The organism is Mycobacterium sp. 3519A (assembly GCF_900240945.1).
Taxonomy (GTDB): domain Bacteria; phylum Actinomycetota; class Actinomycetes; order Mycobacteriales; family Mycobacteriaceae; genus Mycobacterium.
The window spans coordinates 927,854-954,314 of sequence record NZ_OESG01000012.1 but is presented as its reverse complement, the minus strand read 5'-3'; the positions used below and the strand labels follow the sequence as shown (position 1 = coordinate 954,314).

Here is a 26,461-nt window from a genome sequence, read left to right as displayed (position 1 = left end):
ACCCATGACGCGGCCCATCTGAAGGCCGCGCCTTGAGGAAAGGAAGCACCATGACAACCACACACGACCACACCACGACGCAAGTGCCGCGCGAGTGGCTCGTCCGCGACGACGACTCCGCCAGGTACCCGGCCAGGGAACCGGACGTCGTCGCACAATTGATGGCGTCGACCGGCGTGGGGGTGCAGCTGGTGAATTTGTCACGCAGCAGTGAAAACCCTGACATCGCAGTGATTTACGACCGTCCCCGCGTCTCACGCGGCCGCAGCCCGGCGGCGTCGATGCTGTCGCCGCTGGAGTTGTATCTCGCCTTCGAAACCGGGGAGCGGGCGCCCGATGTCCTGGTGCGCCATCACCGCGCGCTGGCGACGCGAGGCGTGTTCACGCCCGCGCCGCGGGCACTTCCGCTGCCGCTGTGGGCCGGGCCGAATCTCGACCTGCCCACCGACTACGGCGATGTGGAACTGTGCGTCGGGAACTTCGGCGCGAACTGGAATTACTTCTCACTGGGCCACGGCGTGGTCAACCCGTACGGGTACTTCGAACTGTGGACGGGATGGAGTGTGATCACCGGCGAGTCACCGGCGCGGTCCTGCGCGATGTGCGCACCCGAATCGCATTTTCCCACGGTGGACGGGCTTTACGAGATCCTGAACAAACAGGAAGGCGGCGTGTGGGAATCGATCTACACCACCGTGATCAACGTCCTTCCTGGCCACGGCGTCGGATTTCAGACCTACGGGCCCGGCGAGGGTAGGACCAGGATCCGCCTCACCACGTCGAACGACGAGCACGGCTTCTTCCACGCCGGCGCCAGTTGGGGCGAACCCGAGGATTGGATCACGTCCTAGGAAAGCTCGCGCACGATCGCCTTCTTGTCGACCTTGCCGACCGCGGTGGTGGGCAAGGTCGACATCGGCGCCAGCACGTCCGGGCGGCCATGTACCGCAACGCCGCGCCGCTCGAGGTACGTGTCCAGCTCGGCCAACGTAACCGGTGGTCCATTGAAAACAACTGCGGCGCAGATTTTTTCGCCGAGATACTCGTCGGGAATTCCCACCGCGGCGGCGGCCCAGATCGACGGATGGGTCAGCAGGTGCTCCTCCAGGTCGAGCGCCGACACGTTCTCACCGGCGCGCACGATCACGTCCTTGATCCGGCCGGTGACTTCGAGATAGCCGTCGGCGAACCGGCGCACGCGGTCGCCCGTGCGGTAGAAGCCGTCGGGGGTGAACGACCGCTCGTTCGCGCTCGGCGCGTTGAAGTATCCGTTCAGCGTGTACGGCCCGCGCACCAGCAATTCGCCCTCGTCGCCGTCGGCCACCTCGACACCGGCATCGTCCACCACCTTCAGTTCGTCGTGCTCGGACAACGGCCGGCCTTGTGTGCGGTCCACGACCTCGGCCGGGTCGTCGAGGCGGGTGTAGTTCAGCAGGCCTTCGGCCATCCCGAACACCTGCTGCAGGCCCGGTGTCAGCGCCGCGCGAACTGCCGCCGCATCGGCGGCACCCAGTTTGGCACCCCCGACCTGCAGCAACCGCAACGACGTCGGCCGCTGCGGTTCCCACTCACATGCCTGCGCCCACAACTTCGCCAGCGCAGGCACCAGCGCGGTGGCGGTGACGCCGTGCCGCGCGATCACCCCGAACGCCGACTCCGGGCTCGGATCGGTGAGGAAAACCGTTGTGGCGCCGACGGACATCGCGCCAAGCAGGCCGGGACACGCCAACGGGAAGTTGTGCGCTGCAGGAAGCGTGACCAGGTAGACGTCATCGCCGGTCAGCCCGCACAGTCGTGCGCTCGCCGAGAAGTTGTAGACGTAGTCGTCGTGTGTGCGGGGGATGAGCTTCGGCGCGCCGGTGGTACCGCCCGACACCAACAGCAACGCGGGTGCCTCCGTGTCGACGTCAACCGTTGCGGGCGCACAAGATTCGGTGGCCAGGTCGGTGATGACCGTCATCGGGTGTGCCCGTACCAACTCCTCGGCCATCGTGTGGTAGTCGAAACCTGTTGCGGTGTCGTCGATCACGATGGCTCTCGCGTTGCTCACCTCCGCGAAGTGGGACAGCTCGGCCAGTCGGTGTCCGGGCAGGCACATCACGGGGACGGCACCCGCGCGCAACAGCCCGAACAGCGTCACCGCGAATCGGCACGAGTTGGGCAGTTGTAGCAGCACGCGATGCCCGGGCGCGATGCGCATACCGGAAAAGCCGGTGGCGGCGCGGTCGGCGAGGTCGTCGAGTTCGGCATACGTGTGGCTGCTGTCGCGGTCGACCACGGCCACCCGGTCCGGCCACGCGGTCGCGGCGTCCCGCAGCACGGAGTCCAGCGGGCGCCCCTGCCAGAGGCCCGCGGCGCGGTAGGCGGTCGCGCGGGCGGGTGGAAACGGGATGAAACCGGCGAGCGAGGTGGGGTGCGCAGTGGCTGACGTAGGGCTTTTCACGGCTCGAATATAGGGTAGCCTCCACAAACTAAGGCGAGGCTAACCATATGGAGGGCTTGTGCGTGTTGCGGCTGCGGATTCGCAGACCATCCGTGAAGAGGTCGCCGAACTTCTCGGTATCAGCCCCGATGACGTCGATCCCGACGGCGACCTGATCAGTCAGGGCCTGGATTCCATCCGGATGATGTCGCTGGCCGGGCGGTGGCGCAGGCGTGGCGTCGACATCGACTTCGCGACCTTGGCCGCCGAGCCATCCGTGCGCGCCTGGTCCGGGCTCGTCGGCACCGCCACGGTCACCGACCAGCCGCCGGAAGCCACTGCAGCGCAGGATGATTCGGACGACCCGTTTCCACTCGCGCCGATGCAACACGCGATGTGGGTGGGCCGCGAAGGCGATCAGCACCTCGGTGGGGTCGCCGGGCACCTGTACGTCGAATTCGACGGCGCCGCAGTCGATCCCGAGCGGCTCGCGCGGGCTGCCACGGCGCTGGCCGAGCGCCACCCGATGCTGCGGGTCCAGTTCCTGCCCGACGGCACCCAGCGCATCGGCCCCGCGACGGCCCGCTATCCCGTCAGCGTCGACGATCTCAGTGATCTGACCGACGATGAGGTCACCGATCGGCTCACCGCTACGCGGCGCACCAAGTCGCATCAACAACTCGACGGTCAGGTCTTCGAGCTCACGCTGTCGCTGCTGCCCAGCGGGCGGACCAGACTGCATGTCGACCTCGACATGCAGGCCGCCGATGCGATGAGTTACCGCACGCTGATGTCCGACCTCGCCGCACTCTACGGCGGTCAGCAGTTGCCGCCCCTTGGCTACACCTATCGGGACTACCGGCGAGCCGTGACGTCGCCGCCGGCCTCCGCCGCCGTCGACAAGCAGTGGTGGTCGGAGCGGATACCGGAACTGCCGGATCCGCCGCGGCTGCCGGTGATTCCCCTTGTCGAGCAAGCGGATCCGTGCCACACCACCCGGCGCTGGCACTGGTTCGACCCCGACATCCGGGACGCGCTGTTCACCGCGGCCCGCCGACGCGGGGTGACGCCTGCGATGGCGCTTGCCGCCTCGTTCTCCGACGCATTGGCGGGCTGGTCCGCGGAACCGCGCTTTCTGCTCAACGTGCCGATGTTCGGTCGTGAGCAACGACATCCCGACGTCGACCGCCTGGTCGGGGATTTCACCTCCTCGGTCCTGCTCGATGTCGACCTCACCGCCGCGACGACCGCGACCGCGCGATCACACGCCCTCCAGCACGCCTTCCGCGCCGCCGCGGCGCATGCGAGCTACCCGGGTCTTTCCGTGCTGCGTGACCTCAGCCGCCACCGCGGCACACAGGTGCTCGCGCCGGTCGTGTTCACCAGTGCACTCGGTCTCGGCGAGTTGTTCGCCGCGTCGGTGACCGACGCGTTCGGCACGCCGGTGTGGATCAACTCACAAGGCCCGCAGGTGCTGCTCGACGCGCAGGTCACCGAATTCGACGGTGGCATCCTGGTCAACTGGGACGTCCGCGAGGACGCCTTCCGGCCCGGCGTCATCGACGCGATGTTCGAACGACACATCGACGAACTGCGCCGATTGGCGTTCGACGACATCGCCTGGGAAGGCCAGCGCGCACCGCTGATCACCGACGCCGAACGCGCCATCAGGGACGCCGACAACGGCAAAACCGCTGCACCCAGCGGGAATTCGCTGCACAGCGGATTGTTCGCGTCGGCGGCGGCCCGTCCCGACGCGTTGGCGGTGATCGGCTCGTCAGGTCAGCGCACCTACGCCGAACTGTGTGAACAGGTCCACGCCGTCGCGGCGGCACTGCATGTCGCAGGCATCAAGCCCGGCGACACCGTCGCGGTGTTGGGTCCCAAGTGCGCCGACCAGATCGTCGCGATGTGCGGCATCCTCACCGCGGGCGCGATCTATCTGCCGATCGGCGTCGACCATCCCGCCGAACGCGCCGCGCGCATCGTCACGACCGGCGGCGTCAGGATGGCCCTGGTGTGCGGGGACCTGCAACCGCCGACCAGCCTGCCCGCGCTGACCATCACCGAAGCGCTCCGGGTCGGCCGGCGAGAAACCGAATTCGCGCCGCCTGCAACTGATCCCCACGAGCTGGCCTACGTGCTGTTCACTTCCGGCTCGACAGGCGAGCCCAAGGGCGTCGAGGTCACCCACGACGCGGCGATGAACACCATCGAGTTCCTCAACGGTCATTTCGGCATCGGGCCCGACGACCGCGCGTTGGCCCTGTCACACCTGGAGTGCGACCTTTCCGTCCTCGACGTGTTCGGCACCTTGACTGCGGGCGGCACGATCGTCGTCGTCGACGAGACATACCGCCGCGACCCCGATCACTGGGCCCAGCAGATCGCCACTCACCGCGTCACCGTGCTGAACTTCCTTCCTGGCTGGCTGGAAATGCTCGTCGAGGTCGGTGAGGGGCGACTGCAATCCGTGCGCGCCGTGCCGACCGGCGGCGACTGGGTCCGCACGTCGATGGTGCGCCGACTGCAGGCCCAGGCTCCCGGTGTCCGGCTGGCGGGACTCGGCGGCGCCACCGAGACCGCGGTGCACGCCACGTTGTTCGAGGCGCGTGCGCTACCCGCGGACTGGACAGCGGTGCCGTACGGCAAACCGTTCACCAATAACGCCTGCCGCGTGGTGAATTCGTATGGGGCGGACTGTCCCGACTGGGTACCTGGCGAACTGTGGATCGCCGGGCGCGGCATCGCCAGCGGCTACCGCGGCCGTCCAGATCTGACCGCCGACCGGTTCGTCCCGTATCTCGGCCGCACCTGGTACCGCACCGGGGACCTGGCGAGATACCGGCCGGACGGCACCCTCGAGTTCGTCGGCCGCGCCGATCACCGGGTCAAGATCAGCGGATACCGGATCGAACTCGGCGAGGTCGAGGCCGCCCTGCAACGGTTGCCCGGTGTCCGCGCGGCGGTGGCGGCGGTCGTGCCTGCGTCCGGCGAACGTGCAGGCGACATGTTGGCCGCAGTGGTCGGTGTCGACGGCGCGGCGCTGACCGTCGAGGCGCTGCGCGACGGCGTCGCCGAACTTCTTCCCGCGCATATGATTCCGCGCCACTTCGAGATCGTCGAGCGCATTCCGTTCACGATCGGCGGTAAGACCGACCGTCGAGCCGTCGCGCAAATGTTGGCCGAGCGTGTCACCACCGGTGCAGGCCGCCGCCGCGCCCCGTCGACGCCGCTGGAGTCGGCACTGGCAGCCATCGTCGCCGATCTGGTGGGCGCCGCAGCGGTGGCCGCCGACGACGACTTCTTCGAACTGGGCGGCGATTCCGTGCTGGCGACCACCGCGGTCGCGCGCATCAGGAACTGGCTGGACACGCCGACGGTGATGGTCGCCGACGTCTTCGCCACCCGCACCGTCGCGGCACTGGCCGCCCGACTCACCGAGCGTGAACCGGACAGCGACCGCCTCGAGCACGTGGCCGAACTGTATCTGGAAGTCGCGGGCATGCACGAAGCCGATGTGCTGTCCGCGCTCGAAACCACGAGAACTTCATGACATCGATCGACGAACGCACACAACTGAACTTCGCGCCGTGGATCAAGCGGTTCGCTGGCAGGCCCGGCGGTGCCACGGTGGTCTTTCCGCACGCCGGCGGTGCCGCGGCGGCGTATCGGCCGCTGGCAACGGCGATGGCGGGCAAGGGCGTCGACGCCTACGTGGTGCAGTATCCACAGCGTGCCGACCGCCTGACGCACCCGGCGCCGGACACGGTGGAGGCTCTCGCGGCGAGCTTGTTCGAGGCGGGCGACTGGGGCCACCTCGGCGCGCTGCGCCTGTTCGGACACTGCATGGGCGCCGTCGTGGCGTTCGAGTTCGCCAGGGTGGCCGAACGCCACGGGGTCGACATACGCGAACTGTGGGTGTCGGCCAGCCAGGCACCCGCAACCGTTGCGGCGTCGCCGCCGCTCCCGACCAGCGATCGGGAGGTGCTCGCCGACATGGTCGACCTCGGCGGCACCGACCCACGGTTGCTCGCCGACGAGGACTTCGTCGACCTGCTGCTGCGCGCAGTCAAGGCCGACTATCAGGCGTTCAACCGGTACTCGTGCGACGCCGACACCCGGATCCGCGCCGACATCCATGTGCTCGGCGGCAGCCACGACCATCGGGTGGACCGGAACATGTTGCAGCGCTGGGAGACCCACACCACGAACGCGTTCACGCTGCTGATGTTCGACGGCGGCCACTTCTATCTGGACGAACACACCAGCGCGGTCGCGGAGTTGGTCAATGGATGAGCGTGACGATCCGATCGTCATCGTCGGCATGGCGCTGGAGGCGCCCGGCGGCGTGGACACCGCCGACGCGTACTGGTCGTTGCTGTCCCGACAGCACGAGGCGCTTGGGCCGTTCCCGACCGACCGCGGCTGGTCCGTACGCGAGCTGCTCGACGGGTCACGGCGCGACGGCTTCAAACGCATCCACGACCTCGGCGGATTCCTCACCGGGGCAGCGACATTCGATCCGGTGTTCTTCGGCATCTCGCCGCGCGAGGCGGTGGCCATGGATCCGCAGCAGCGAGTGGCGATGCGGGTGGCCTGGCGTGCGCTCGAGAACAGCGCCATCAATCCCGACGACCTCGCGGGTCACGACGTCGGCTGCTATGTCGGTGCCTCGATCACCGGCTACGGTCCAGATCTCGCCGAGTTCTCGGGCCACTCGGGGCATTTGATCACGGGCACCGCGCTCGGGGTGATCTCCGGACGGATCGCCTACACGCTCGGGTTGGCAGGCCCCGCGATGACCATCGACTCGTCGTGCGCATCGGCGCTGGCCGCCTTCCACGTCGCCGTACAGGCGCTCCGGGGAGGCGACTGCGATATGGCGCTCGCCGGTGGCGTCTGCGTGATGGGCTCGCCGGGCTTCTTCGTCGAGTTCTCCAAACAGCACGCACTGTCCGACGACGGACACTGCAGACCGTACAGCGCACAGGCCAGCGGCACGGTGTGGGCCGAGGGCGCAGGGATGTTCGTCCTCCAGCGTCGGTCGGCGGCACTTCGTGACGGACGCCGGGTGCTGGCCGAGGTGCGTGCGACATGCGTCAATCAGGACGGCCGCACCGCCGGCCTGACCGCGCCGAGCGGGCCAGCGCAGACACGGCTGTTCCAGCGGGCCATCGACGCCGCGGGTGTGCGACCGGATGAGGTCGGCATGGTCGAGGGTCACGGCACCGGCACCACACTCGGCGACCGCACCGAACTGCACTCGCTGGCCGCCACATACGGAGCGACAGAGCCCGGTGCCGGGGCGCTGCTCGGATCGGTGAAGTCCAACGTCGGCCACTCGCAGGCCGCCGCGGGGGCGCTCGGACTGGCCAAGGTGCTGGTCTCCGCCGAACACGGGGCCGTCCCCGCGAGCCTGCACCTGGACCAGCTGAGCGGCGAAATCGACTGGGACAGCCAGGGTCTGCGGGCCGCCGCCGCGCTGACACCATGGCCTGCCCGCGACGGCCACCGCGTTGCCGCGGTCTCCGCGTTCGGAATGAGCGGCACCAATGCCCACGTGATCGTTTCGATGCCCGCCGAGGATCAGGCTGCGTGATGACTGCGTTTCCCGACGGGCGCACGCCCGTGCTGTTGACCGCGCACGCCGAGGACCTGATCGCGGCGGATGCCGCGGCGATGCTTCGGTACCTCGACCGCGGACCCGACGTGCAGTCGGTCGCGGCCACATTGCTGCGCACCCGGCGACTGCGACGCCACCGCGCGGTGGTGCGGGCCCGCGGCGTCGCCGAACTCGCCGACGGTCTGCGCGCGCTCGCGGCGGGCGACGATCACCCGTTGGTGGTCCGCTCGTCGGAGAACGGCGCGCCCCGAACGGTATTCGTGTTCCCTGGACAAGGCAGTCAGTGGCCGTCGATGGGCGCAGAGGCCTACCGGCAACTGCCGGTCTACCGCGCCGAAGTCGAGCGCTGCGCCGAGGCATTCGGAGCCCATTCACCGCTGCCGTATCTCACCTCCGACGGCGACTTCGGGCAGATTCAGACCCAGGCAGCACAGTTCGCGCACGCCGCTGGGCTGGCCGCGGTGTGGAAGTCGTGCGGTATCGCACCCGCCATCACGGTCGGCCACAGCCTTGGTGAGGTAGCCGCGGCCTACGTGGCCGGTGCGATCACGCTCACCGATGCGGCAGCGGTCGTGGGCGCCCGCGCCAGGGTGGTCGACGGGTTGACCGGCCGCTACGGCATGGCTGTGCTCGGCATTCCGGTGGCAGATGCCGAGCGGGTGGTCGCCGAAACGGCTGGCTGGCTGGGACTGTCGGTCGTCAACGCCGGCGCGTCGGTGGTGGTGTCGGGGGAGCAGAACGCGATCACCGCGGTGGTCGGTGAAGTGGCGGGCACCGGCGGCTTCGCCCGCGAGATCCCCGTCGGCTTCCCCGCGCACACCAGCGCGCGGGACCCGCTGCAAGCCGCCCTCGTCGGCTTGCTGCCGAGCGCGACGTTCGCCGACGCTCCGGTGCAGTTCATCGGTTCGGCGACCGCCTCGGTCGTCCCCGCCGGAACCGAATTCGCCGACTACTGGTACCAAAACCTCCGCAACACGGTGCGGTTCGACCGGGCGGTGGCCGCGGCTCGTGAGCAGGGCGCGACCACATTCGTCGAGTTGTCGGCACACCCGGCGCTGCTGTTCGCACTCGGCGACCTCCTCGGCGACGACGAACCCGTCGCGGTCGGCTCCGGCCGGCGCGACGAGTCGCTGATCGATGTGCTGTCCGCCAACATCGCCGCGGTGGCGGTCAGCGACCCCGGCTACCGCTGGGTCGACCTCGTCGACATTGCGCAACGACCGCTACCCGGGTTCCCCAACGCGCCGATGCACGCTGTGCATCTGTGGGCCACCCCGGACCCGCTGCCGCCGCTGCCGGGCCTCACGATCAAAGCCGAAAAGTGGTCCGTTCAACCGGAATTCGATGTACCGGTGGTGGTGCGACAGGCGGCGGTGACCGCACTGCCCGGTCCACGTGCCGGCCTCGGAGACCGGTTACGCGACGCCATCCGAGCGCGCCCCGACGTCCACCTCGTCGACCCGCAGGCGGCCGACATGCTGATCGTGGTCGCCCCGCTGCTCGATCACCCCGACCCCGAGCACGCCGCCGCCGATCTCGCCGGACTGCTCGGCGCCGGCCTGCTCGACTACCCCGGCGCCATCGGACCGGCGTGCCGCGACGTATGGCTCCTCACCGTCGGCGGCGAGCACGTGCGGCCCGCCGAGCCGGTGGCGTTGCCCGCGCAGGCCGCGTTGGCGGCCATGCACCGCAGCATCGGATTCGAGCATCCGGACCAGACGTTCCGCCATCTGGATCTGTCGTCATGGGACGACACCGCTGCCGTCGTGGACGCTCTACTCGGTCAGCACAGCGAGGCTGCGATCCGCGAGACCAATTCGGCGCCAACGCTTTATGTCAGGACACTGCCGGAGCAGGACGTCGCCGCCGACCCGTGGCCGCTGGACTCGGGCCTTCTCGACAACGTCGTGATCACCGGCGGGAGCGGAGCGGTCGGCATGCACTACGCCCGTTACTTCGCTGCCCGAGGGGCGCGGCGCATCGTGCTGCTCAGCCGCAGCGGCGGCGAATTCGACGGAGCCGACGTGGTGGCCGTCCAATGTGACATCACGTCAGCCGATCAGGTGCGCACCGCCGGGCGCGAGCACGGCGGCGACGGCGCGACGTTAGTGATCCACGCGGCGGGCGCCGCGACGTTCGCCACCGGCGATGCGGTCACCGCCGACGCATTCACCGACACGATTGCGGCCAAGGTGGTGGGCCTGGCCCGGATCACCGAGCTGTGGCCGCTGCGGCCCGATGCTCGAATCCTCGTGTGCTCCTCGGTGTCCGGCGTCTGGGGCGGACGCGGGCACGCCGCGTATTCGGCCGCCAACCGGATGCTCGACGTGATGGCAGGCCAACTGCGCGCCAACGGGCGCCAGTGCGTATCAGCCAAGTACGGGCTGTGGGGTGCGGGCATCATCGACGCCGACGAGGTGACCCGCATCGAACGCTCCGGCCTGCTGCCGATGACACCGGATGCCGCGATCGAGGCGAGCCTGCGCGATCACCCGATCGACCCGGTGATCATCGCGGCCGACCGCGATCGGCTGCGGACCTTCTTCGACAGCCAACACAACGCTGAACCATCCACAACGACAACCGAATCGGGCGTCGACACCACGGTGCGAGTGCGTGCCGAATTGGCCGCGGCGCTGAATCTCGGCGACGCCGCCACGATCGACCTCTCCGCGTCGCTACTCGACCTCGGCGTGGACTCGCTGCTCGCCCTCGATCTGCGCAAGCGGTTGCGCCGCGCCACCGGCAACTCGGTGCCGCTGGCCGCGCTGCTCGGCGGCATCACCGGCGATGAGTTGATCGCCCGCCTCGACGCGCACGACACCGAAGAGAAGGTGGACACCACGCGTGACTGACACCATGGACATCAAGCTGGAACTACTGCGGCGCAGGCTGCACGAACGCGGTCTGCGTCGGGACGAGCGGCCGGAACAGGCGGCCACCGAACTGTCGGACGGACAGCGCCGCATGTGGTTCGTCCAGCAGGCCGATACCACCGGCGCGCTTCTCAACGTGTGCGTGTCATACCGGATCGCCGGCGATCTCGACGTCGGGCGTCTGCAGGACGCGGTGAACGCGGTTGCCAGGCGGCACAGCGTGTTACGCACCACCTACCGCGCCGACGAAAACGGTGAGCCGCAACTGACCATCCACGACGAGGCCACCCCGGGCTGGGCCGAGCACGACCTGTCCGGCCTGGCCGAACACGCCCGCGCGCTGCGCCTGGAAGTGCTGGCCCAACGCGAGTTCGGCACGCCGTTCGACCTGACCGTCGACGCGCCGCTGCGCATCACCGTGGTCCGCACCTCGGCCACCGAACACGTGATGCTCCTGGTGGCCCACCACATCGCCTGGGACGACGGGTCATGGCGAATCTTCTTCGCCGACCTCACCCGCGCATACCACGGCGAGGACCTACCGCCTGCCGCGCCGGCCAACACGATCGGTCCGGACACCGCCGACGACGATATCGAATACTGGCGCGCGGTGCTCGCGAATCCCCCTGAACCACTGGAACTTCCGGGACCCAACGGGTCCACTGTGCCCACCGACTGGCGTTCCCAGCGCACCACACTGCGGCTGCCCGCCGGCACCGTCGAGCGCGCCGCGGCGCTGGCACGCGAAGCGGGCGCCACCCCGTACATGGTGCTGCTGGCGGCCTTCGGCGCACTGGTGCACCGATACACTCACACCGACGATTTTCTGGTCGCCACGCCGGTGCTCAACCGCGACGCCGGTGTCGAGGACTGCATCGGCTACTACGGCAACACGGTCGCCCTGCGGTTGCGCCCCCGGCCTGCCCAGACCTTCCGCGAATTGATTAACGCCACCCGCGACACCACCGTCGGCGCGTTCGCGCACCAGCGGGTCAACCTCGACAGGGTGGTCCGCGAACTCAACCCCGACCGCAGACACGGCGTGGAACGCCTGGCCAGGATCGGCTTCGGCGCCCGCGAAGCCGACGGCGGCGGCTTCTGCCCGCCCGGCGTGACGTGCCGGCGCGCCGAACTGCGCGGCCAATACACCCAACTGCCGTTGGGTTTCATGGTGGAGTTCGACGACTCCGGCGCGCAGGTCGAGGCCGAACACCTCACCGAGATCCTCGACGCCCCGCTTGTCCGCCAACTCCTCGACCACTTCGCGGTGCTGTTGGACGCCGCCGTCGCGGACCCGGACCAACCGCTGCGTGACCTGCCGCTGATGGGCGCCGACGACGCCGACTGGCTGCACCGCGTCTGTACCGGGGACGAGTTCGACGTGCCAGCACGCACACTGCCCGCGCTCGTCGAGGTGCAGGCCGACAGGACACCCGACGCCGTCGCGATCGTCTACGAGGGCCGCCGCTACAGCTACCGCGAGGTCAACACCGCGGCGAACCGCTTCGCGCACTGGCTGATCGGGCAGGGTATCGGGACCGAGGACCGCGTCGCCGTGCTGTTGGACAAATCCCCGGAACTGGTCATCACCGCGCTGGGCATCCTCAAGGCGGGCGCCGTCTACCTGCCGATCGACCCGACCTATCCCGACGACAGGCTCGACTTCATCCTCGGCGATTCCGACCCGAAACTGGTGCTGCGCGAACCGGTCACCGACACCGACGCCCGCGACGACAACCCGACCGACAGCGACCGCGTGCGTCCGCTGCGGCCGGACAACGCGGCCTACCTGATCTACACCTCTGGTTCCACCGGGCTGCCCAAAGGTGTTCCGGTGTCGCACCGGCCCGTCGCCGAGTTCTTCGAATGGTTCCGCGACGAATACCGGATCGACGAGTCCGAGCGGTTGCTCCAGGTGGCCTCGCCGAGCTTCGACGTCTCCATCGCCGAGATCTTCGGCATGCTGGCGTGCGGTGCCCGACTTGTCATTCCGCGGCCGGACGGCCTACGCGACATCGGCTACCTCACCGAACTGCTGCACGACGAAGGCATCACCTCGATGCACTTCGTGCCATCACTGCTCGGCCTGTTCCTCTCGCTGCCCGGCGTGAACCAATGGCGCACGCTCAAGCGGGTGCCGATCGGCGGAGAGGCGCTGCCCGGCGAGACCGCGGACAAGTTCCACGCCACGTTCGACGCGCTGCTGCACAACTTCTACGGTCCCACCGAGACGGTGATCAGCGCATCCCGCTACAAGGTCGAGGGCAAGCAGGGCAACCGGATCGTGCCGATCGGAAAGCCCAAGATCAACACCCAGATCCACCTGTTGGACGCCGCGTTGCGGCCGGTTCCCGTCGGCGTCATCGGCGAGATCTACATCGGCGGAACACATGTCGCGCGCGGCTACCACCACAGACCTGGGCTGACGGCCGAACGGTTCGTCGCCGACCCGTTCACCCGGGGCCGGCGGCTGTACCGGTCGGGCGACCTGGCGCGCCGCAACGCCGACGGCGACATCGAGTTCGTCGGTCGCGCCGACGAACAAGTCAAGATCCGCGGGTTCCGCATCGAACTCGGCGAGGTCGCCGCCGCGATCTCGGTCGACCCCAGCGTCGGCCAGGCGGTGGTGGTCGTGAGCGACCTGCCGAACCTCGGCAAGAGCCTGGTCGGCTATCTGACGCCGGCGGCCGAGGAGGTGGATGTGGAGCGCATCAGGGCCAGGGTGGCCGCCGCGCTGCCCGACTACATGACACCGGCCGGCTATGTGGTGCTCGACGAGATCCCGATCACCGCACACGGCAAGATCGACCGCGACGCGCTGCCGATACCGCAGATCGTGTCCGACACCGCGTTCCGCGAACCGGCGGCCGGCACCGAGCGCACGCTCGCAGAGTTGTTCGCCGAACTGCTCGGCCGCGACCCGGTGGGCGCTGACGATTCGTTCTTCGACCTCGGCGGACATTCGCTGCTGGCCACAAAACTGGTCGCGGCCATCCGGTCGCGGTGCGGTGTCGACCTCGGGGTGCGCGACGTGTTCGAACTCGGCACGGTGGCACAACTGGCCGCGCGCATCGACGACGCCGCCCCGGCCGACGCGACGCGGCCGCGGCTGGTCGGCACCGAACACGACGGGCCGTGCGCCATGTCCGCGTCGCAGTTGCGGACCTGGTTCCAGTACCGCATCGACGGCCCGAGCGCTGTCAACAACATTCCGTTCGCCGCGCGGCTCACCGGCCCCTGCGACGTCGATGCACTGGCGGCGGCGGTATCCGACGTCGTCGACCGGCACGAGATCCTGCGCACCACCTATCGCGAAATCGACGGTGTGCCGAATCAAGTCGTCAACCCGCCCACCGGCGTGCCGGTCCGGCGGGCGCACGGCGACGACGAGGACTGGCTGCAATCCGAACTCGACGACGAGCGCAGGCACCTCTTCGATCTCGAGCACGAACCGCCGGTGCGTGCGGCGCTGCTGTCCACCCCGCAGCACCATGTGCTTTCGCTCGTCGTGCACCACATCGCCGCGGACCACTGGTCGGCTGGCGTGCTGTTCACCGACCTGTTGACCGCCTACCACGCCAGGTGCGCGGGCCGGCCACCGGCGCTTGCGCCCCTCGCCGTGCAGTACGCCGACTACGCGGCGTGGCAGCACGCGCTGCTGGACGACGACACCGGAACCGTTGCCGCACAACGCGACTACTGGACACAGCAGCTGAAGGACATGCCGCATGACGTCGGTCTGCAGCCTGACTTCGACCGGCCATCCGTCCCCAGCGGAGCAGGCGACTCCGTCGAATTCACCGTCGACGGGCACACGCGCGCCAAACTCGCCGACCTCACCCGCGAACTCGGCATCACCGAGTTCATGCTGTTGCAGTCCGCGGTCGCGATGCTGCTGCACAAGGCCGGTGAAGGCGACGACATTCCGCTGGGCACGCCCGTCGCCGGGCGCACCGAAGCCGAGTTGGACCAGTTGATCGGGTTCTTCGTCAACATTCTGGTGCTGCGCAACGATCTTCGCGGCAACCCGACGGTACGCGAAGCGCTCCGCCGCGCCCGCGACATGGCGCTGCAGGCCTACGCGCATCAGGATCTGCCGTTCGACCGGATGGTCGATGCGGTGAGCCCGGTACGGTCGTTGTCGCGCAACCCGCTGTTCTCCGTCGTCGTCCATGTCCGGGAAGCACTGCCCACCGGGCGCACCGTCGATTCGCAGACGACGTTCACCGCGCTGGAACCGACGTTCGACGTCGCGCACGCCGACCTGTCGCTGAACTTCTTCGCCACCGGTGACGGCTACCGAGGCCATGTCATCTACCGCCCGGAGTTGTACCGGCGCAGCACAATCGAACGCCTCACGCGGTGGCTCGGCCGGGTGCTCGACGCGATCGCCGCCGATCCGGACCTGACGCTGCGGGAGATCCAGATCGGGGACCCCGACGAGAACAACCGCATCGCCGATTACAGCCGCGGGGTCACCCACGTCCACGTCCTCGACGACCACGATCAACCGGTACCGGTGGGGGTGATCGGCGACGTGCACTACGCCGGTGCCGCGTTCGAGCCGCCGATGTACCGAAGCGGCCAACGGGCACGCTGGACAGCGGACGGCAGGCTGGAATTCGTCGGTCGCACCGAACAATCGGCACCGCCGCCGAAACCTGCCGACGCCACACCGCAGACCGACACCGAGAAGACGTTGGCCGCGATGCTCGCCGATGTGCTGGGCGTCGGCGAGGTCGGCCGCACCGACGACTTCTTCGAACTCGGCGGCGACAGCATCCTGGCTGTCCAGTTGGCCGCCAGGGCCCGTGATGCCGGCTTGGCGCTGACGGCGCGGATGGTGTTCGAGCATCCGGCCGTGCACGACCTCGCTGTCGCGGTCGACGAGGCGGGCGATGTGCCCGCCGAATCGGATACTCACCTCGAGCCGATGACCGCGTCGGGTCTGTCGTCGGACGAACTGGCGGCCGTCACCGCGCTGTGGACGTCGTCGCACGAGGGTGCCCCGTGACCTCGACCATCGAAGACGTGATGGCGCTGAGCCCGCTGCAGCAGGGGCTCTACTCCATGGCGGCGCTGTCCGACCACGACCCGTACGTGATCGCGATGGCCGCCGACATCACCGGCGTTCTCGACGCCAACCTGCTGCGCGACTGCGCCGCGACGATGTTGGCACGGCACCCGAATCTGCGGGCCAGCTTCCTGCGCGCCGACCAGAGCCGACCGGTGCAGGTCGTTCCCGCCCGTGTCGACGTGCCGTGGCGGCACGTCACCGCGACACCCGATGAGGTGGCCGCGCTCGACGCCGACGAGCGACGGCGACCGTTCGACCTCGAACACGGCCCCGCGATCCGCTTCCTGCTGATCGAAGTGCCGCAATCGCATTGGCGTCTGGTCATCGTCGCGCACCACATCATCATCGACGGCTGGTCGCTGCCGCTGTTCGTCGGCGAACTGATCACGCTGTACCGCGCCGGCGGGGACACCGCGGCGCTGCCGCCACCACCGCGGCCCTACCGCGACTACATCGGCTGGCTGGCCCGGCGTGATCAGCAGGCCAGTCGCGCGCTGTGGCGCGATCACCTCGCCGGAATCGACGGGCCGACGCTCATGACCCCCGCGCTCACCGCGGGTGAGCCACCGGTGGGCAGCCCGCACCGCACCGAAGTGACACTCGACGCCGAAGACACGCAACGGCTCGTGGCGGCCGTGCGGTCGCTCGGCGTCACCGTGAACACGGTCGTCCAATTCGCCTGGGCCACAATCCTGTCGGCGGTCACCGACCGCGACGACGTGGTCTTCGGGGTCACCGTATCGGGTCGGCCGGGCGAGCTGACCGGCGTCGAGACGATGGTCGGGCTGTTCATCAACACGGTGCCGCTGCGGGTCCGCCTCGACCCCGCCGAGCGGGTCGGCGTCCAATGCGCGGCGTTGCAGCGCGACGCTGCGCTGATGCGCCACCACAGCTACCTCGGCCACGCCGAATTGCGGGCACTGGCGGGCATCGGGGAGCTGTTCGACAGCCTGCTGGTGTACGAGAACTTCCCTCCCGGCGGGCTTGTCGGCGGCGACGAGTTCACCGCCAACGGCGCCACCTTTTATCCCGCGGCGCTGGAAAGCCTGTCGCACTTCCCGGTGACCGTCGCCGCTCACCTCACCGATGGTGAGTTGAGCCTGCTGATCGAGGTGATCGACGGCGCGCTCGGCCTGATGACACCGCAGTCGCTGGGCCGCCGACTGCTCGCGACCGTGCAGCGACTGATCCGCGGCTGGAACGCCCCGCTTCGCGACATCAGCGTCCTGCTCGACGGTGAACACGACGACACCGCGTCCGCGGCGGCAGCGCCCGCCACGGGCGGTGTGCACACCCGGTTCACCGAAATCGCCGCCACCAAAGCCGGATCCGTCGCCTTGGCGTGGTCCGGCGGCCAGTACACCTACCGACAACTCGACGAGGCCGCAGGTCGGGTCGCCGCCGCGCTCGTCGCCGAAGGCGTACGGGCAGAGACACCGGTGGCGATCACCCTGACCCGAAGCCCGGACTACGTGGTCGCGATGCTGGGTGTGCTGAAGGCCGGCGGCGTGATCGTTCCGCTCGACCCGGCGATGCCCGCCGAGCGTATCGAAGGCATCATCGCCCAGACCGGTGCGTCGATCGTCATCGACGACGATTTCGACACGGCGCACTCGATCGACTTCGCGGCCGCCGCCGTCGCTCCGGGGCAGGCCGCCTACGTCGTGTTCACCTCGGGCACCACCGGGACGCCGAAAGGTGTCGTCGGAACCCATCAGGCGCTGCTCGCCTACGCGGCCGACCACGCCCGAAACGTGTTGCGGCCAGCGGCGACCCGGCTGCGCCGACCGCTTCGAGTGGCGCACGCGTGGTCGTTCACCTTCGACGCCGCATGGCAGCCGCTGGCCGCCCTGCTCGACGGGCACACCGTGCACCTGGTCGACGACGACACACAACGCGACGCCGAGACGCTGGTCGACACGATCGCCCGCTACGGCATCGACATGATCGACACCACGCCGTCGATGTTCGCCCAGTTGCAGGCGGTGGGGTTGCTGACCACCGTTCCGCTCGCCGTGCTCGCGCTCGGCGGCGAGGCCGTCGGAATCCCCGCGTGGACCTCGATCCGCGACGAATGCGCCCGCGCCGGCATGGCGGCCTACAACTGTTACGGCCCAACCGAATCCACCGTAGAGGCGGTGGTCGCCACGATTGCCGACCACGAGGAGCCCACCATCGGCGGGCCCACCGCACCGAGCCGGGCGTACGTGCTCGACTCCTGGTTGCGGCCGGTGCCCGTCGGCGTGCCGGGTGAACTGTATCTGGCGGGCGGCCAGTTGACGCGCGGCTACCTCGGGCGCCCCGGTGAGACGGCGGGCCGGTTCGTCGCGGACCCGTTCGTGCCGGGGGAGCGGATGTACCGGACCGGGGATGTGGTGCGCCGCCGCCACGATCGGGCGCTGCGATTCCTCGGTCGCTCCGACACGCAGGTCAAGATCCGCGGATTCCGCGTCGAACCCGCCGAGATCGCGGCGGTGCTGCACACCGACCCGGCGGTGCGTCATGCCTACGTCGCCGTGACCAAGCAGGGCACCGCGCCGCGGCTGACCGCATACGTCGTCGCCGACCCGACACCGGACGTGGCCGGACTTCGCGCCATGCTGTCGAAACGGTTGCCGCACTACATGATTCCGCACCGCATCGTCGTCCTCAACGAGATGCCGCTGACCACACACGGCAAGGTGGACGAGGCCGCGCTCGCGGCGTTGCCTGCCGCCGTCGACGAGCCCGCAGCGCGACCGGAAACCCCGACGGAGGCCGCGCTGGCCGGGTTGATGGCCGAGGTACTGGAAACCGATCGCCTCGACGTGACCGCCGACCTGGTCCGCCAGGGCATGGACAGCATCGTCGCGCTCTCGGTGGTGCAGGCGGCGCGGCAGCGTGGCATCCCGCTGCGGGCGCGGCTGCTGCTCGAGTGCGGCACGATCCGTGAACTCGCCGCGGCGGTGGACAGCGAATCGGTGAGCATCGATGCTGCCGACGACGGCGGCGGCCCGATCCCGCTGCTGTCCAATGCGCGCTGGCTCTACGAGTACGGCGAGCCGCGGCGGCTCGCGCAGACCGAAGCGATCCGGCTGCCAGAGGGCATCACCGGCGAGCAGCTGAAAGCATTGCTGCAGAACATCGTTGACGGCCACGCCGCGTTGCGGAGCCGACTGGACCGCGATTCGATGACGCTGGTCGAGAATCCCGTCATCGTCGACATCGTCGAAGTGACGGGCGTAGGTGATCCGACCGCGGCCGTCGCCGAGCAGGCACGCAAGTCCGTCGAGCGCATCGATCCCGAAAACGGCGTGATGTTCGACGCCGTCTGGCTGCGCGAGGCGGGCGTGCTGGTGCTGACGGCGCACGTGTTGGCCATGGACCCGGCGTCGTGGCGAATCGTCCTCGGTGAACTCGACGCCGGGTGGCGCGCTCTGGCCGACGGTCGCGACCCAACCCCGGTGCGCGAGCACACCAGCCACCGGCGCTGGTCACAACTGCTCACCGAGCGGGCGGCGGTGCTGGATAGCTGCGACTACTGGCTGGCCCAACTCGCGGGCGGGGATCCCGATCTGGGTGCACGCCGGGTCCGTCCGGACACCGACCGGGTCGGCGACGTCACGATCACGATGTGCGCCACCGACGAGGAAGTGAGCGCCCGCCTGCTCAACGCAACGCAACCGATCACCCACCTGCTGGCGTCGGCCGCGGCCCGCATGGTGCAAACCTGGCGGCGACACCGCGGCCAGCCCAACCCCGTTCCGCTGCTGGCCATCGAGACGCACGGCAGGGCGGACGCCGTCACCTCCGATGCCGATACGTCCGACACCGTCGGACTGCTGAGCGCGGTGTACCCGCTGCGCATACCCGCGCCGACCGTGTTCGACGACATCCCCGGCGACGGAATCGACTACGGCCTGCTGCGCTATCTGCGACCCGACAGCGCGCAGCGGCTGCGGGCCCATCCCGAACCGCAGTTGCTGCTCAATTACCTGGGCCGTTTGCACTTCGGCGGCGGCCGCGACGGAATGCGGTTGGACCGAGGACTGCTCGCCGGGGTGTCGACGCTGCCGGAACCCGACGTCGCCGTGCGCTACGAGTTGACGATCAACGCCGCGATCGTCGGCGACGCCGACGCACCGGTGTTGGCGACGCAGTGGCGCACGCTGCCCGACATCCTGTCCGCCGACGACGTCGCGACGCTGCAGGCGATGTGGCTGGACGCGTTGAAAGAGGTTGCGCCATGAGCACACTCGCCATCGTCGGGGCAGGCGCGAAAGCCGTCGCCGTCGCCGCAAAGGCCACCGAACTGCGGGCGATGGGCGTCGAGGCGCCCGACGTCGTCGCCGTCGAACGCACTGGCGTCGCGGCCAACTGGCACGCAGACGGCGGGTGGACGGACGGTCAGCACCGACTGGGGACCAGCCCCGAGAAGGACGTCGGGTTCCCGTACCGCTCCTCGCTGGTGGCGGGCCGCAACGCCGAACTCGACGAGCGGATGGTCCGGCACAGTTGGCAGTCGTATCTGATCAGCACCGGGCAGTTCGCCGAATGGGTGGACCGCGGCAGATCCGCGCCGACCCACCGCAAGTGGAGTCAGTACCTACGCTGGGTCGCTGAGAACGTCGACATGACCGTCGTCGCCGGTGACGTACGCCGGATCACGCTCGACGGCCGCCGGTGGGCACTGCACACATCCGAGCGGACCGTGTCCGCCGACGCCGTCATGATCACCGGACCGGGACAGGCCGAGCGGTCGATCCTGCCGGGGCATCCGCGGGTGCTGTCGATCGCGCAGTTCTGGCGGCGCGCAGCGCAGCGCGAACTGCTGACCGCAGAGCGGGTCGCGGTGATCGGCGGCGGCGAGACCGCCGCGTCGATGCTCAACGAGCTGTTCCGGCACCGGGTTTCGACCATCACAGTCATCTCGCCTGCGGTCACCCTGTTCACCCGCGGGGAGGGCTTCTTCGAGAACACGCTTTATTCGGACCCCACCCATTGGGCGAGCCTGACGCTGGCGGAGCGGCGCGATGCGTTGGCGCGCACCGACCGCGGGGTGTTCTCGGCGCGGGTGCAGGACGCGCTGCTCGCTGACGACCGGATCCGGCACCTGCGCGGTCGCGTCGCGCACGCCGTGCCCCGCGACGAGCGAATTCGGTTGACGCTGAGCACGAATCGCGGCGCTGAGGCACTGGAGACCGTGCACGGATTCGATCTGGTGATCGACGGCTCCGGGGCCGACGGGCTGTGGTTCGTGCCGCTGTTGAGCCAGGACGCGCTGGATCTGCTGGAGCTCGGGCTCGGCGGCCCGCTGACCGGTGACGCGTTGCAGGAGGCCATCGGCCACGACCTGGCCGTCGACGGCGTCACACCGAAACTGTTCCTGCCCGGGCTGTCCGGACTGACCCAGGGCCCCGGATTCCCGAACCTCAGCTGCCTAGGGCTACTGTCCGACCGCATCCTCGGCGCGGACGTGACCACCGACCGAGCCTCGATCAGGAGAAGCGATGAGCACCAACCCATTCGATGACGACAACGGCACCTTCTTCGTGTTGGTCAACGACGAGGACCAGCACAGCCTGTGGCCCACGTTCGTCGCCGTCCCCGACGGCTGGCGCGTCGTGTTCGGTGATGCCACCCGCGCGCAGTGTCTGGCCTACGTCGAGGAACACTGGACCGATATCCGGCCACGTAGTTTGCGCGAGGCGATGGCGGCCGACTGAGCTCTCGCCGAGACTGCATCCGTGCACGCAAAGTTCGAGTGAAGGCGTGCTGGAATGCCGTTTCGACGCAGCGGTGGCCTACCGTTGGTGCGGTGACGACCAACCGCGCGCGACTCGTGAAGGGCGGCGCCGTCGTCTGGATCGTTGCCGCCGCCGTGTATCTGGCGGTCGAGAAACTCGCCGCGGCCAACGTCAAAGGCCACTACAGCTACCTGCACCACTACATCAGCGTGCTCGGCGTGCCGGCTTGGGGCCGGTTCGCGTGGTTGATGAACGGCGCCTTCTACTTGCAGGGCGCGCTGATGCTCGTCGGCGCGGCTTTGCTGACGCGCGCCTCGGGACGGCGCGGCGTGTTCTTCCTGTTGCTCACCACCGCCGCCACCGTCGGCTACTTCCTGGTCGCCACCGTGCACGGCGGTTCTCCGCTGGCCAAAGGCGAGGGCATGCAGTTGCACATGACCGGCGCCCTGCTGGTGTTCATCGCGGGCAACTTCGCGATCATCGCGGGATCCGGAATCGTCGCCCGCGCTGTGGGCGCCCGCTGGTGGTACCGCCTGGTGTCGCTGCTGATCGCTGCGACAGGCATCGTCGCGTTCCTGATGCTGGCCAACTACAACCTGTGGACCTACCGGTACGCACCCGTCGGCATCGTCGAACGCGTACCGGTCTATTCGATCCTGGCGTGGCAGGTGTTCAGTGCCGCGGTGGCGCTAGGTCTGCTGCGCAAGCGGGACGTCCATGTCGAACACGCGAGCGTGTAGCACCGTCCTGTTCCGCAGCGCCGCCCGCACCGCGCGGTGCAGGCCGTCCTCCAGGTAGACGATGCCCTTCCACCGCACCGCGTGCGGAAACAGGTCGCCGTAGAACGTCGAATCCTCGGACAGCAACCGGTCCAGCGCCAGCACCGTGGTGGTGGTGACCAACTCGTCGAGACGAATCTGCCGGGGCGGGATCTGCGCCCATTGCCGTTGGGACAGACCGTGCTCGGGGTAGGGCTTGCCCTCCCGCACTCCCTTGAAGATCATCGGCGTGATCTCACAGGTGGTGTCGGGGTCACAGGCCAAAGGCTAGTCGTAACCGAGCTATCCGCCACGCGAACACCTGCTCGCGCGGTATCCGCCCAGATGATGCCCGTAAAATGGGTACAGACTGCATGCTTGTGTCTGTTGACGGGGAGGTGACCAATTGGGTAGCGCCGACGACCGCCGCTTCGAGGTGCTGCGCGCCATCGTCGCCGACTTCGTCGCCACCAAGGAGCCGATCGGTTCGAAGACGCTCGTGGAACGGCACAACCTGGGGGTGTCCAGCGCCACCGTCCGCAACGACATGGCGGTGCTGGAAGCCGAGGGCTACATCACCCAACCGCACACCAGTTCGGGCCGGGTGCCGACGGAAAAGGGGTACCGCGAGTTCGTCGACCGCCTCGACGACGTCAAACCGCTGTCGTCCTCCGAGCGGCGCGCGATTCTGACATTCCTCGAATCCGGTGTCGACCTCGACGACGTGCTGCGCCGCGCCGTGCGGCTGCTGGCCCAGCTCACCCGCCAGGTGGCCATCGTGCAATACCCGACGCTGAGCACGTCGAGTGTGCGACGCCTCGAGGTGGTCGCGTTGACCCCGGCCCGGCTGCTGCTGGTGGTGATCACCGACTCCGGCCGCATCGACCAGCGCATCGTCGAACTCGGCGACGCCATCGACGACCACGAACTGTCCCAACTGCGCGACCGGCTCGGCCAGGCCATGGAAGGCAAACCGCTGGCCGCCGCCTCGATGGCGGTGTCTGATCTGGCGTCGCAGCTCAACGGCGGCCGGCTCGCCGATGCGGTCGGCAGGGCGGCCACCGTGCTGGTGGAGACGCTGGTCGAGCACAGCGAGGAACGTCTGGTCCTCGGCGGCACCGCCAACCTGGCGCAGAACACCGCGGACTTCGGCGGCTCGCTGCGTTCGGTGATGGAGGCGCTGGAGGAGCAGGTCGTGGTGTTGCGACTGCTCGCGGCCCAGCAGGAAGCCGGCAAGGTGACCGTGCGGATCGGGCACGAGACCGAGGCCGAACAGATGGCGGGCACCTCGGTGGTCTCCACCGCTTACGGCAGTTCGGGCAAGGTATACGGAGGCATGGGCGTTCTGGGACCCACGCGGATGGACTATCCGGGAACTATCGCTAATGTCGCTGCGGTTGCTCTCTATATAGGCGAAGTCTTGGGTAGCCGGTAACTCGGCTGAGAAAAGGTAGGCAAGGTCAAGCGTGGCACGCGATTACTACGGGCAACTCGGAGTGAGCAGGGGGGCCAGCGATTCGGAGATCAAACGCGCCTATCGGAAGCTTGCTCGTGAACTGCACCCCGACGTCAACCCCGACGAAGAGGCCCAGGCCCGGTTCAAGGAGATCAGCGTCGCCTACGAGGTGCTGAGCGACCCGGAGAAGCGGCGCATCGTCGATCTGGGCGGCGACCCGCTGGAGAACGCGGCCGCCGCGGGCAACGGGTTCGCCGGTTTCGGCGGGCTCGGGGACGTGTTCGAGGCGTTCTTCGGCGGTGGAACCACGTCGCGCGGCCCCATCGGCCGGGTGCGGCCCGGTTCGGACTCGCTGCTGCGGATGCGGCTGGACCTGGAGGAATGCGCCACCGGCGTGACCAAACAGGTGACCGTCGACACCGCGGTGCTGTGCGATCTGTGCCACGGCAAGGGCACCAACGGGAATTCGACGCCCGTCGCCTGCGACACCTGCGGCGGACGCGGCGAGATCCAGACGGTGCAGCGCTCGCTGCTCGGTCAGGTGATGACGTCGCGGCCGTGCCCGGTGTGCGGCGGCGTCGGCGAGGTCATCCCCGATCCGTGCCACCGCTGCGGCGGCGACGGCAGGGTGCGGGCGCGCCGCGACATCAGCGTCAAGATCCCGGCAGGCGTCGGCGACGGGATGCGGGTTCGTCTCGCCGCCCAGGGTGAGGTCGGTCCCGGCGGCGGCCCCGCGGGCGACCTGTACGTCGAGGTACACGAGAAGCCGCATGAGGTGTTCGTCCGCGACGGCGACGACCTGCACTGCACCGTCTCGGTGCCGATGGTCGACGCCGCGCTGGGCACGACGGTCACCGTCGACGCGATCATCGACGGTCCGACCGAACTGACCATCCCCGCGGGCACGCAACCCGGTTCGGTGACGACGTTGCGCGGCCACGGAATGCCGCATCTGCGCTCAGGGGTGCGCGGCGACCTGCACGCCCACATCGAGGTGGTGGTGCCGACGCGACTCGACCACGAGGACATCGAACTGCTGCAGCAATTCAAGGAGAAGCGCACCCGCGACGTCACCGAGGTCCGGTCCACCCAGAGCGCCGCGACGGGCAGCGGCTTCTTCAGCAGGTTGCGCGAAACCTTCACCGGCCGTTGATCTTTGGTGCGCGCGCTGTTTTACGTCGAGGCGCTGCCCTCGATCGGTGAGCTCGCGGTCGTCGACGGCGAAGAGGGCTTTCACGCGGCCAACGTCCGGCGCATCCGGGCCGGCGAGGAACTCGACCTCGGCGACGGCGCAGGCACCGTGGCGCACTGCGTCGTCGAGGAGGTCGTCAAGGGCCGCCTGACGGCGAAAGTGCTCGACCGGACGACGGTCGAACCCGCATCGCCGTCCGTCACCGTGGTGCAGGCGCTGCCCAAGTCGGACCGCTCCGAACTCGCGATCGAGTTGGCCACCGAGGCCGGTGCCGACGCGTTCGTCGCGTGGCAGGCCCAGCGGTGCGTGGCGCGGTGGGAATCCGCGGCGAAGATCGACAAAGGCCTGCGCCGGTGGGACGCGGTCGCGCGGTCGGCGGCGCGGCAGTCGCGGCGCCCGTACATTCCATCGGTCACTGGTGTGGTGTCGACGGCGCAACTGGCCGCGCAGATGGCCGACAGCACCGCCGCCGTGCTGGTGTTACACGAGAGTGCGACCGTCAAACTCACCGAAGTGCCGCTGTCGCAAGCGGGTTCGTTGTGGCTGGTGGTCGGTCCGGAGGGCGGTGTCTCCGACGACGAGATCGCGGTGCTCTCCGACGCGGGTGCGACGGCGGTCCGGTTGGGGCCAACGGTGCTGCGGACCTCGACCGCAGCGGCGGTGGCGTTGGGGGCGCTCGGCGTGCTGACCGCGCGGTGGCGGTCGTGAAGTGGACCGTCGCGGTGGTGGCCGCCGCGCTGGGTGCGGTCGAGTTCGCGACCTGGGCGGCCTCGCGGGCGTTGCTGCCCGCCGGCGGCACCGATGCCGGTCGCGTCGAAGCCGGCGAAACGGTCCTGGTGCTGGGGTGCCCGCTGGTGCCACTGCACCGCTGGCGGGTCCGCATCGCGGTGCGTTCCACCGATCCGAGCGTCGCCCGGTTCGTGTTCTGCGGCGGCGCCGTGCGAACCCGGGTTTCCGAAGCGCAGATGATGGCCGACTACGCGGTGCGGGTGCTGCATCTGCCACCCGGCAACATCGTGATCGAAGACCGCTCGACGACGACTGAGGAGAACATCGCCAACGCGCTGCCCTTCCTTGCCGACAGCCCGGCGATCAAGATCGCGTCGAACACCTTCCACGCGCTGCGCGCCAGGGCGATCCTGGCCGACCAGTCGCCGGACGCGGCGAAAAAGCTGGTCCGGACCCGCGACTACCTGCCGTTCGAGTGGGGAGCCCTGCACGCGGTGTTGCTGGCCTACGACGGATACCGGTACGTCCGTGCCCAGGACGGTAAACTGGGTATTCGAGAGCGAACCTGAACGGCCACAACCAAGAAAGCAGGCAGAAAA

At 69.0% G+C, this 26,461-nt stretch carries 16 protein-coding genes; 14 read left to right on the top strand and 2 right to left on the bottom strand.

Annotation, left to right across the window (positions count from 1 at the left end; genetic code table 11):
• Positions 1-50: 50 nt before the first annotated feature.
• Positions 51-851, top strand: a complete 801-nt coding sequence (locus tag C1A30_RS06715) for a hypothetical protein (protein WP_101947396.1) — start codon at positions 51-53, stop codon at positions 849-851.
• Here the strand turns inward: C1A30_RS06715 and C1A30_RS06710 are convergent.
• Entirely contained in the window at positions 848-2,443 is a 1,596-nt protein-coding gene (locus tag C1A30_RS06710; RefSeq protein WP_304442183.1) for a (2,3-dihydroxybenzoyl)adenylate synthase, read from the bottom strand. The two genes, C1A30_RS06715 and C1A30_RS06710, sit on opposite strands and share 4 nt — an antisense overlap.
• Before the next feature lie 58 nt (positions 2,444-2,501).
• Here C1A30_RS06710 and C1A30_RS06705 point away from each other — a divergent pair, with 58 nt between their 5' ends.
• The 9 genes from C1A30_RS06705 (at position 2,502) to C1A30_RS06665 (ending at position 22,467) form a co-directional block, all read left to right on the top strand.
• Positions 2,502-5,978, top strand: coding sequence for a non-ribosomal peptide synthetase (locus C1A30_RS06705; RefSeq protein ID WP_101947394.1), 3,477 nt, complete (start codon positions 2,502-2,504; stop codon positions 5,976-5,978).
• Positions 5,975-6,721: a thioesterase II family protein gene (locus C1A30_RS35750; RefSeq protein ID WP_101947393.1), complete on the top strand. Its 747-nt coding sequence runs from the start codon at positions 5,975-5,977 to the stop codon at positions 6,719-6,721. The genes C1A30_RS06705 and C1A30_RS35750 overlap by 4 nt, the downstream gene beginning before the upstream one ends.
• Positions 6,714-8,024 (top strand): polyketide synthase, encoded by a 1,311-nt coding sequence (locus C1A30_RS06695; RefSeq protein ID WP_101947392.1) that lies wholly within the window; start codon positions 6,714-6,716, stop codon positions 8,022-8,024. The genes C1A30_RS35750 and C1A30_RS06695 overlap by 8 nt, the downstream gene beginning before the upstream one ends.
• Positions 8,024-10,903 (top strand): mycobactin polyketide synthase MbtD, encoded by a 2,880-nt coding sequence (gene mbtD / locus C1A30_RS06690; protein WP_101947391.1) that lies wholly within the window; start codon positions 8,024-8,026, stop codon positions 10,901-10,903. Before C1A30_RS06695 ends, mbtD begins: the two co-directional genes overlap by 1 nt.
• Positions 10,896-15,938 (top strand): amino acid adenylation domain-containing protein, encoded by a 5,043-nt coding sequence (locus tag C1A30_RS06685; RefSeq protein WP_369974097.1) that lies wholly within the window; start codon positions 10,896-10,898, stop codon positions 15,936-15,938. Before mbtD ends, C1A30_RS06685 begins: the two co-directional genes overlap by 8 nt.
• A 20-nt stretch (positions 15,939-15,958) precedes the next feature.
• Positions 15,959-20,230: a non-ribosomal peptide synthetase gene (locus C1A30_RS06680; protein WP_101947694.1), complete on the top strand. Its 4,272-nt coding sequence runs from the start codon at positions 15,959-15,961 to the stop codon at positions 20,228-20,230.
• Positions 20,227-21,513 carry an NADPH-dependent L-lysine N(6)-monooxygenase MbtG gene (mbtG, locus tag C1A30_RS06675; protein ID WP_101947389.1) on the top strand — a complete coding sequence of 429 codons (1,287 nt, stop codon included), beginning with the start codon at positions 20,227-20,229 and terminating at the stop codon, positions 21,511-21,513. The genes C1A30_RS06680 and mbtG overlap by 4 nt, the downstream gene beginning before the upstream one ends.
• Positions 21,491-21,706, top strand: coding sequence for an MbtH family protein (locus C1A30_RS06670; protein ID WP_101947388.1), 216 nt, complete (start codon positions 21,491-21,493; stop codon positions 21,704-21,706). Before mbtG ends, C1A30_RS06670 begins: the two co-directional genes overlap by 23 nt.
• A gap of 92 nt (positions 21,707-21,798) precedes the next feature.
• Positions 21,799-22,467: a DUF998 domain-containing protein gene (locus C1A30_RS06665; RefSeq protein WP_101947387.1), complete on the top strand. Its 669-nt coding sequence runs from the start codon at positions 21,799-21,801 to the stop codon at positions 22,465-22,467.
• Here the strand turns inward: C1A30_RS06665 and C1A30_RS06660 are convergent.
• The gene (locus C1A30_RS06660; protein WP_101947386.1) at positions 22,417-22,731 is read right to left on the bottom strand and encodes a type II toxin-antitoxin system VapB family antitoxin; all 315 of its coding nucleotides are present in this window, start codon (positions 22,729-22,731) and stop codon (positions 22,417-22,419) included. The two genes, C1A30_RS06665 and C1A30_RS06660, sit on opposite strands and share 51 nt — an antisense overlap.
• Before the next feature lie 160 nt (positions 22,732-22,891).
• Here C1A30_RS06660 and hrcA point away from each other — a divergent pair, with 160 nt between their 5' ends.
• Genes hrcA through C1A30_RS06640 form a run of 4 tightly spaced genes read left to right on the top strand, consistent with a single transcriptional unit; the run spans position 22,892 to position 26,431 of the window.
• Positions 22,892-23,920: a heat-inducible transcriptional repressor HrcA gene (gene hrcA, locus C1A30_RS06655; RefSeq protein ID WP_101947385.1), complete on the top strand. Its 1,029-nt coding sequence runs from the start codon at positions 22,892-22,894 to the stop codon at positions 23,918-23,920.
• A 31-nt stretch (positions 23,921-23,951) separates the two neighbouring features.
• A complete protein-coding gene (gene dnaJ, locus C1A30_RS06650; protein ID WP_101947384.1) occupies positions 23,952-25,094 on the top strand; it encodes a molecular chaperone DnaJ in 1,143 nt (380 codons plus the stop codon).
• Positions 25,095-25,097: 3 nt separating this feature from the next.
• Entirely contained in the window at positions 25,098-25,841 is a 744-nt protein-coding gene (locus tag C1A30_RS06645; RefSeq protein WP_101947383.1) for a 16S rRNA (uracil(1498)-N(3))-methyltransferase, read from the top strand.
• Positions 25,838-26,431: a YdcF family protein gene (locus C1A30_RS06640; protein ID WP_160112704.1), complete on the top strand. Its 594-nt coding sequence runs from the start codon at positions 25,838-25,840 to the stop codon at positions 26,429-26,431. Before C1A30_RS06645 ends, C1A30_RS06640 begins: the two co-directional genes overlap by 4 nt.
• The last annotated feature ends 30 nt before the right edge of the window (positions 26,432-26,461 follow it).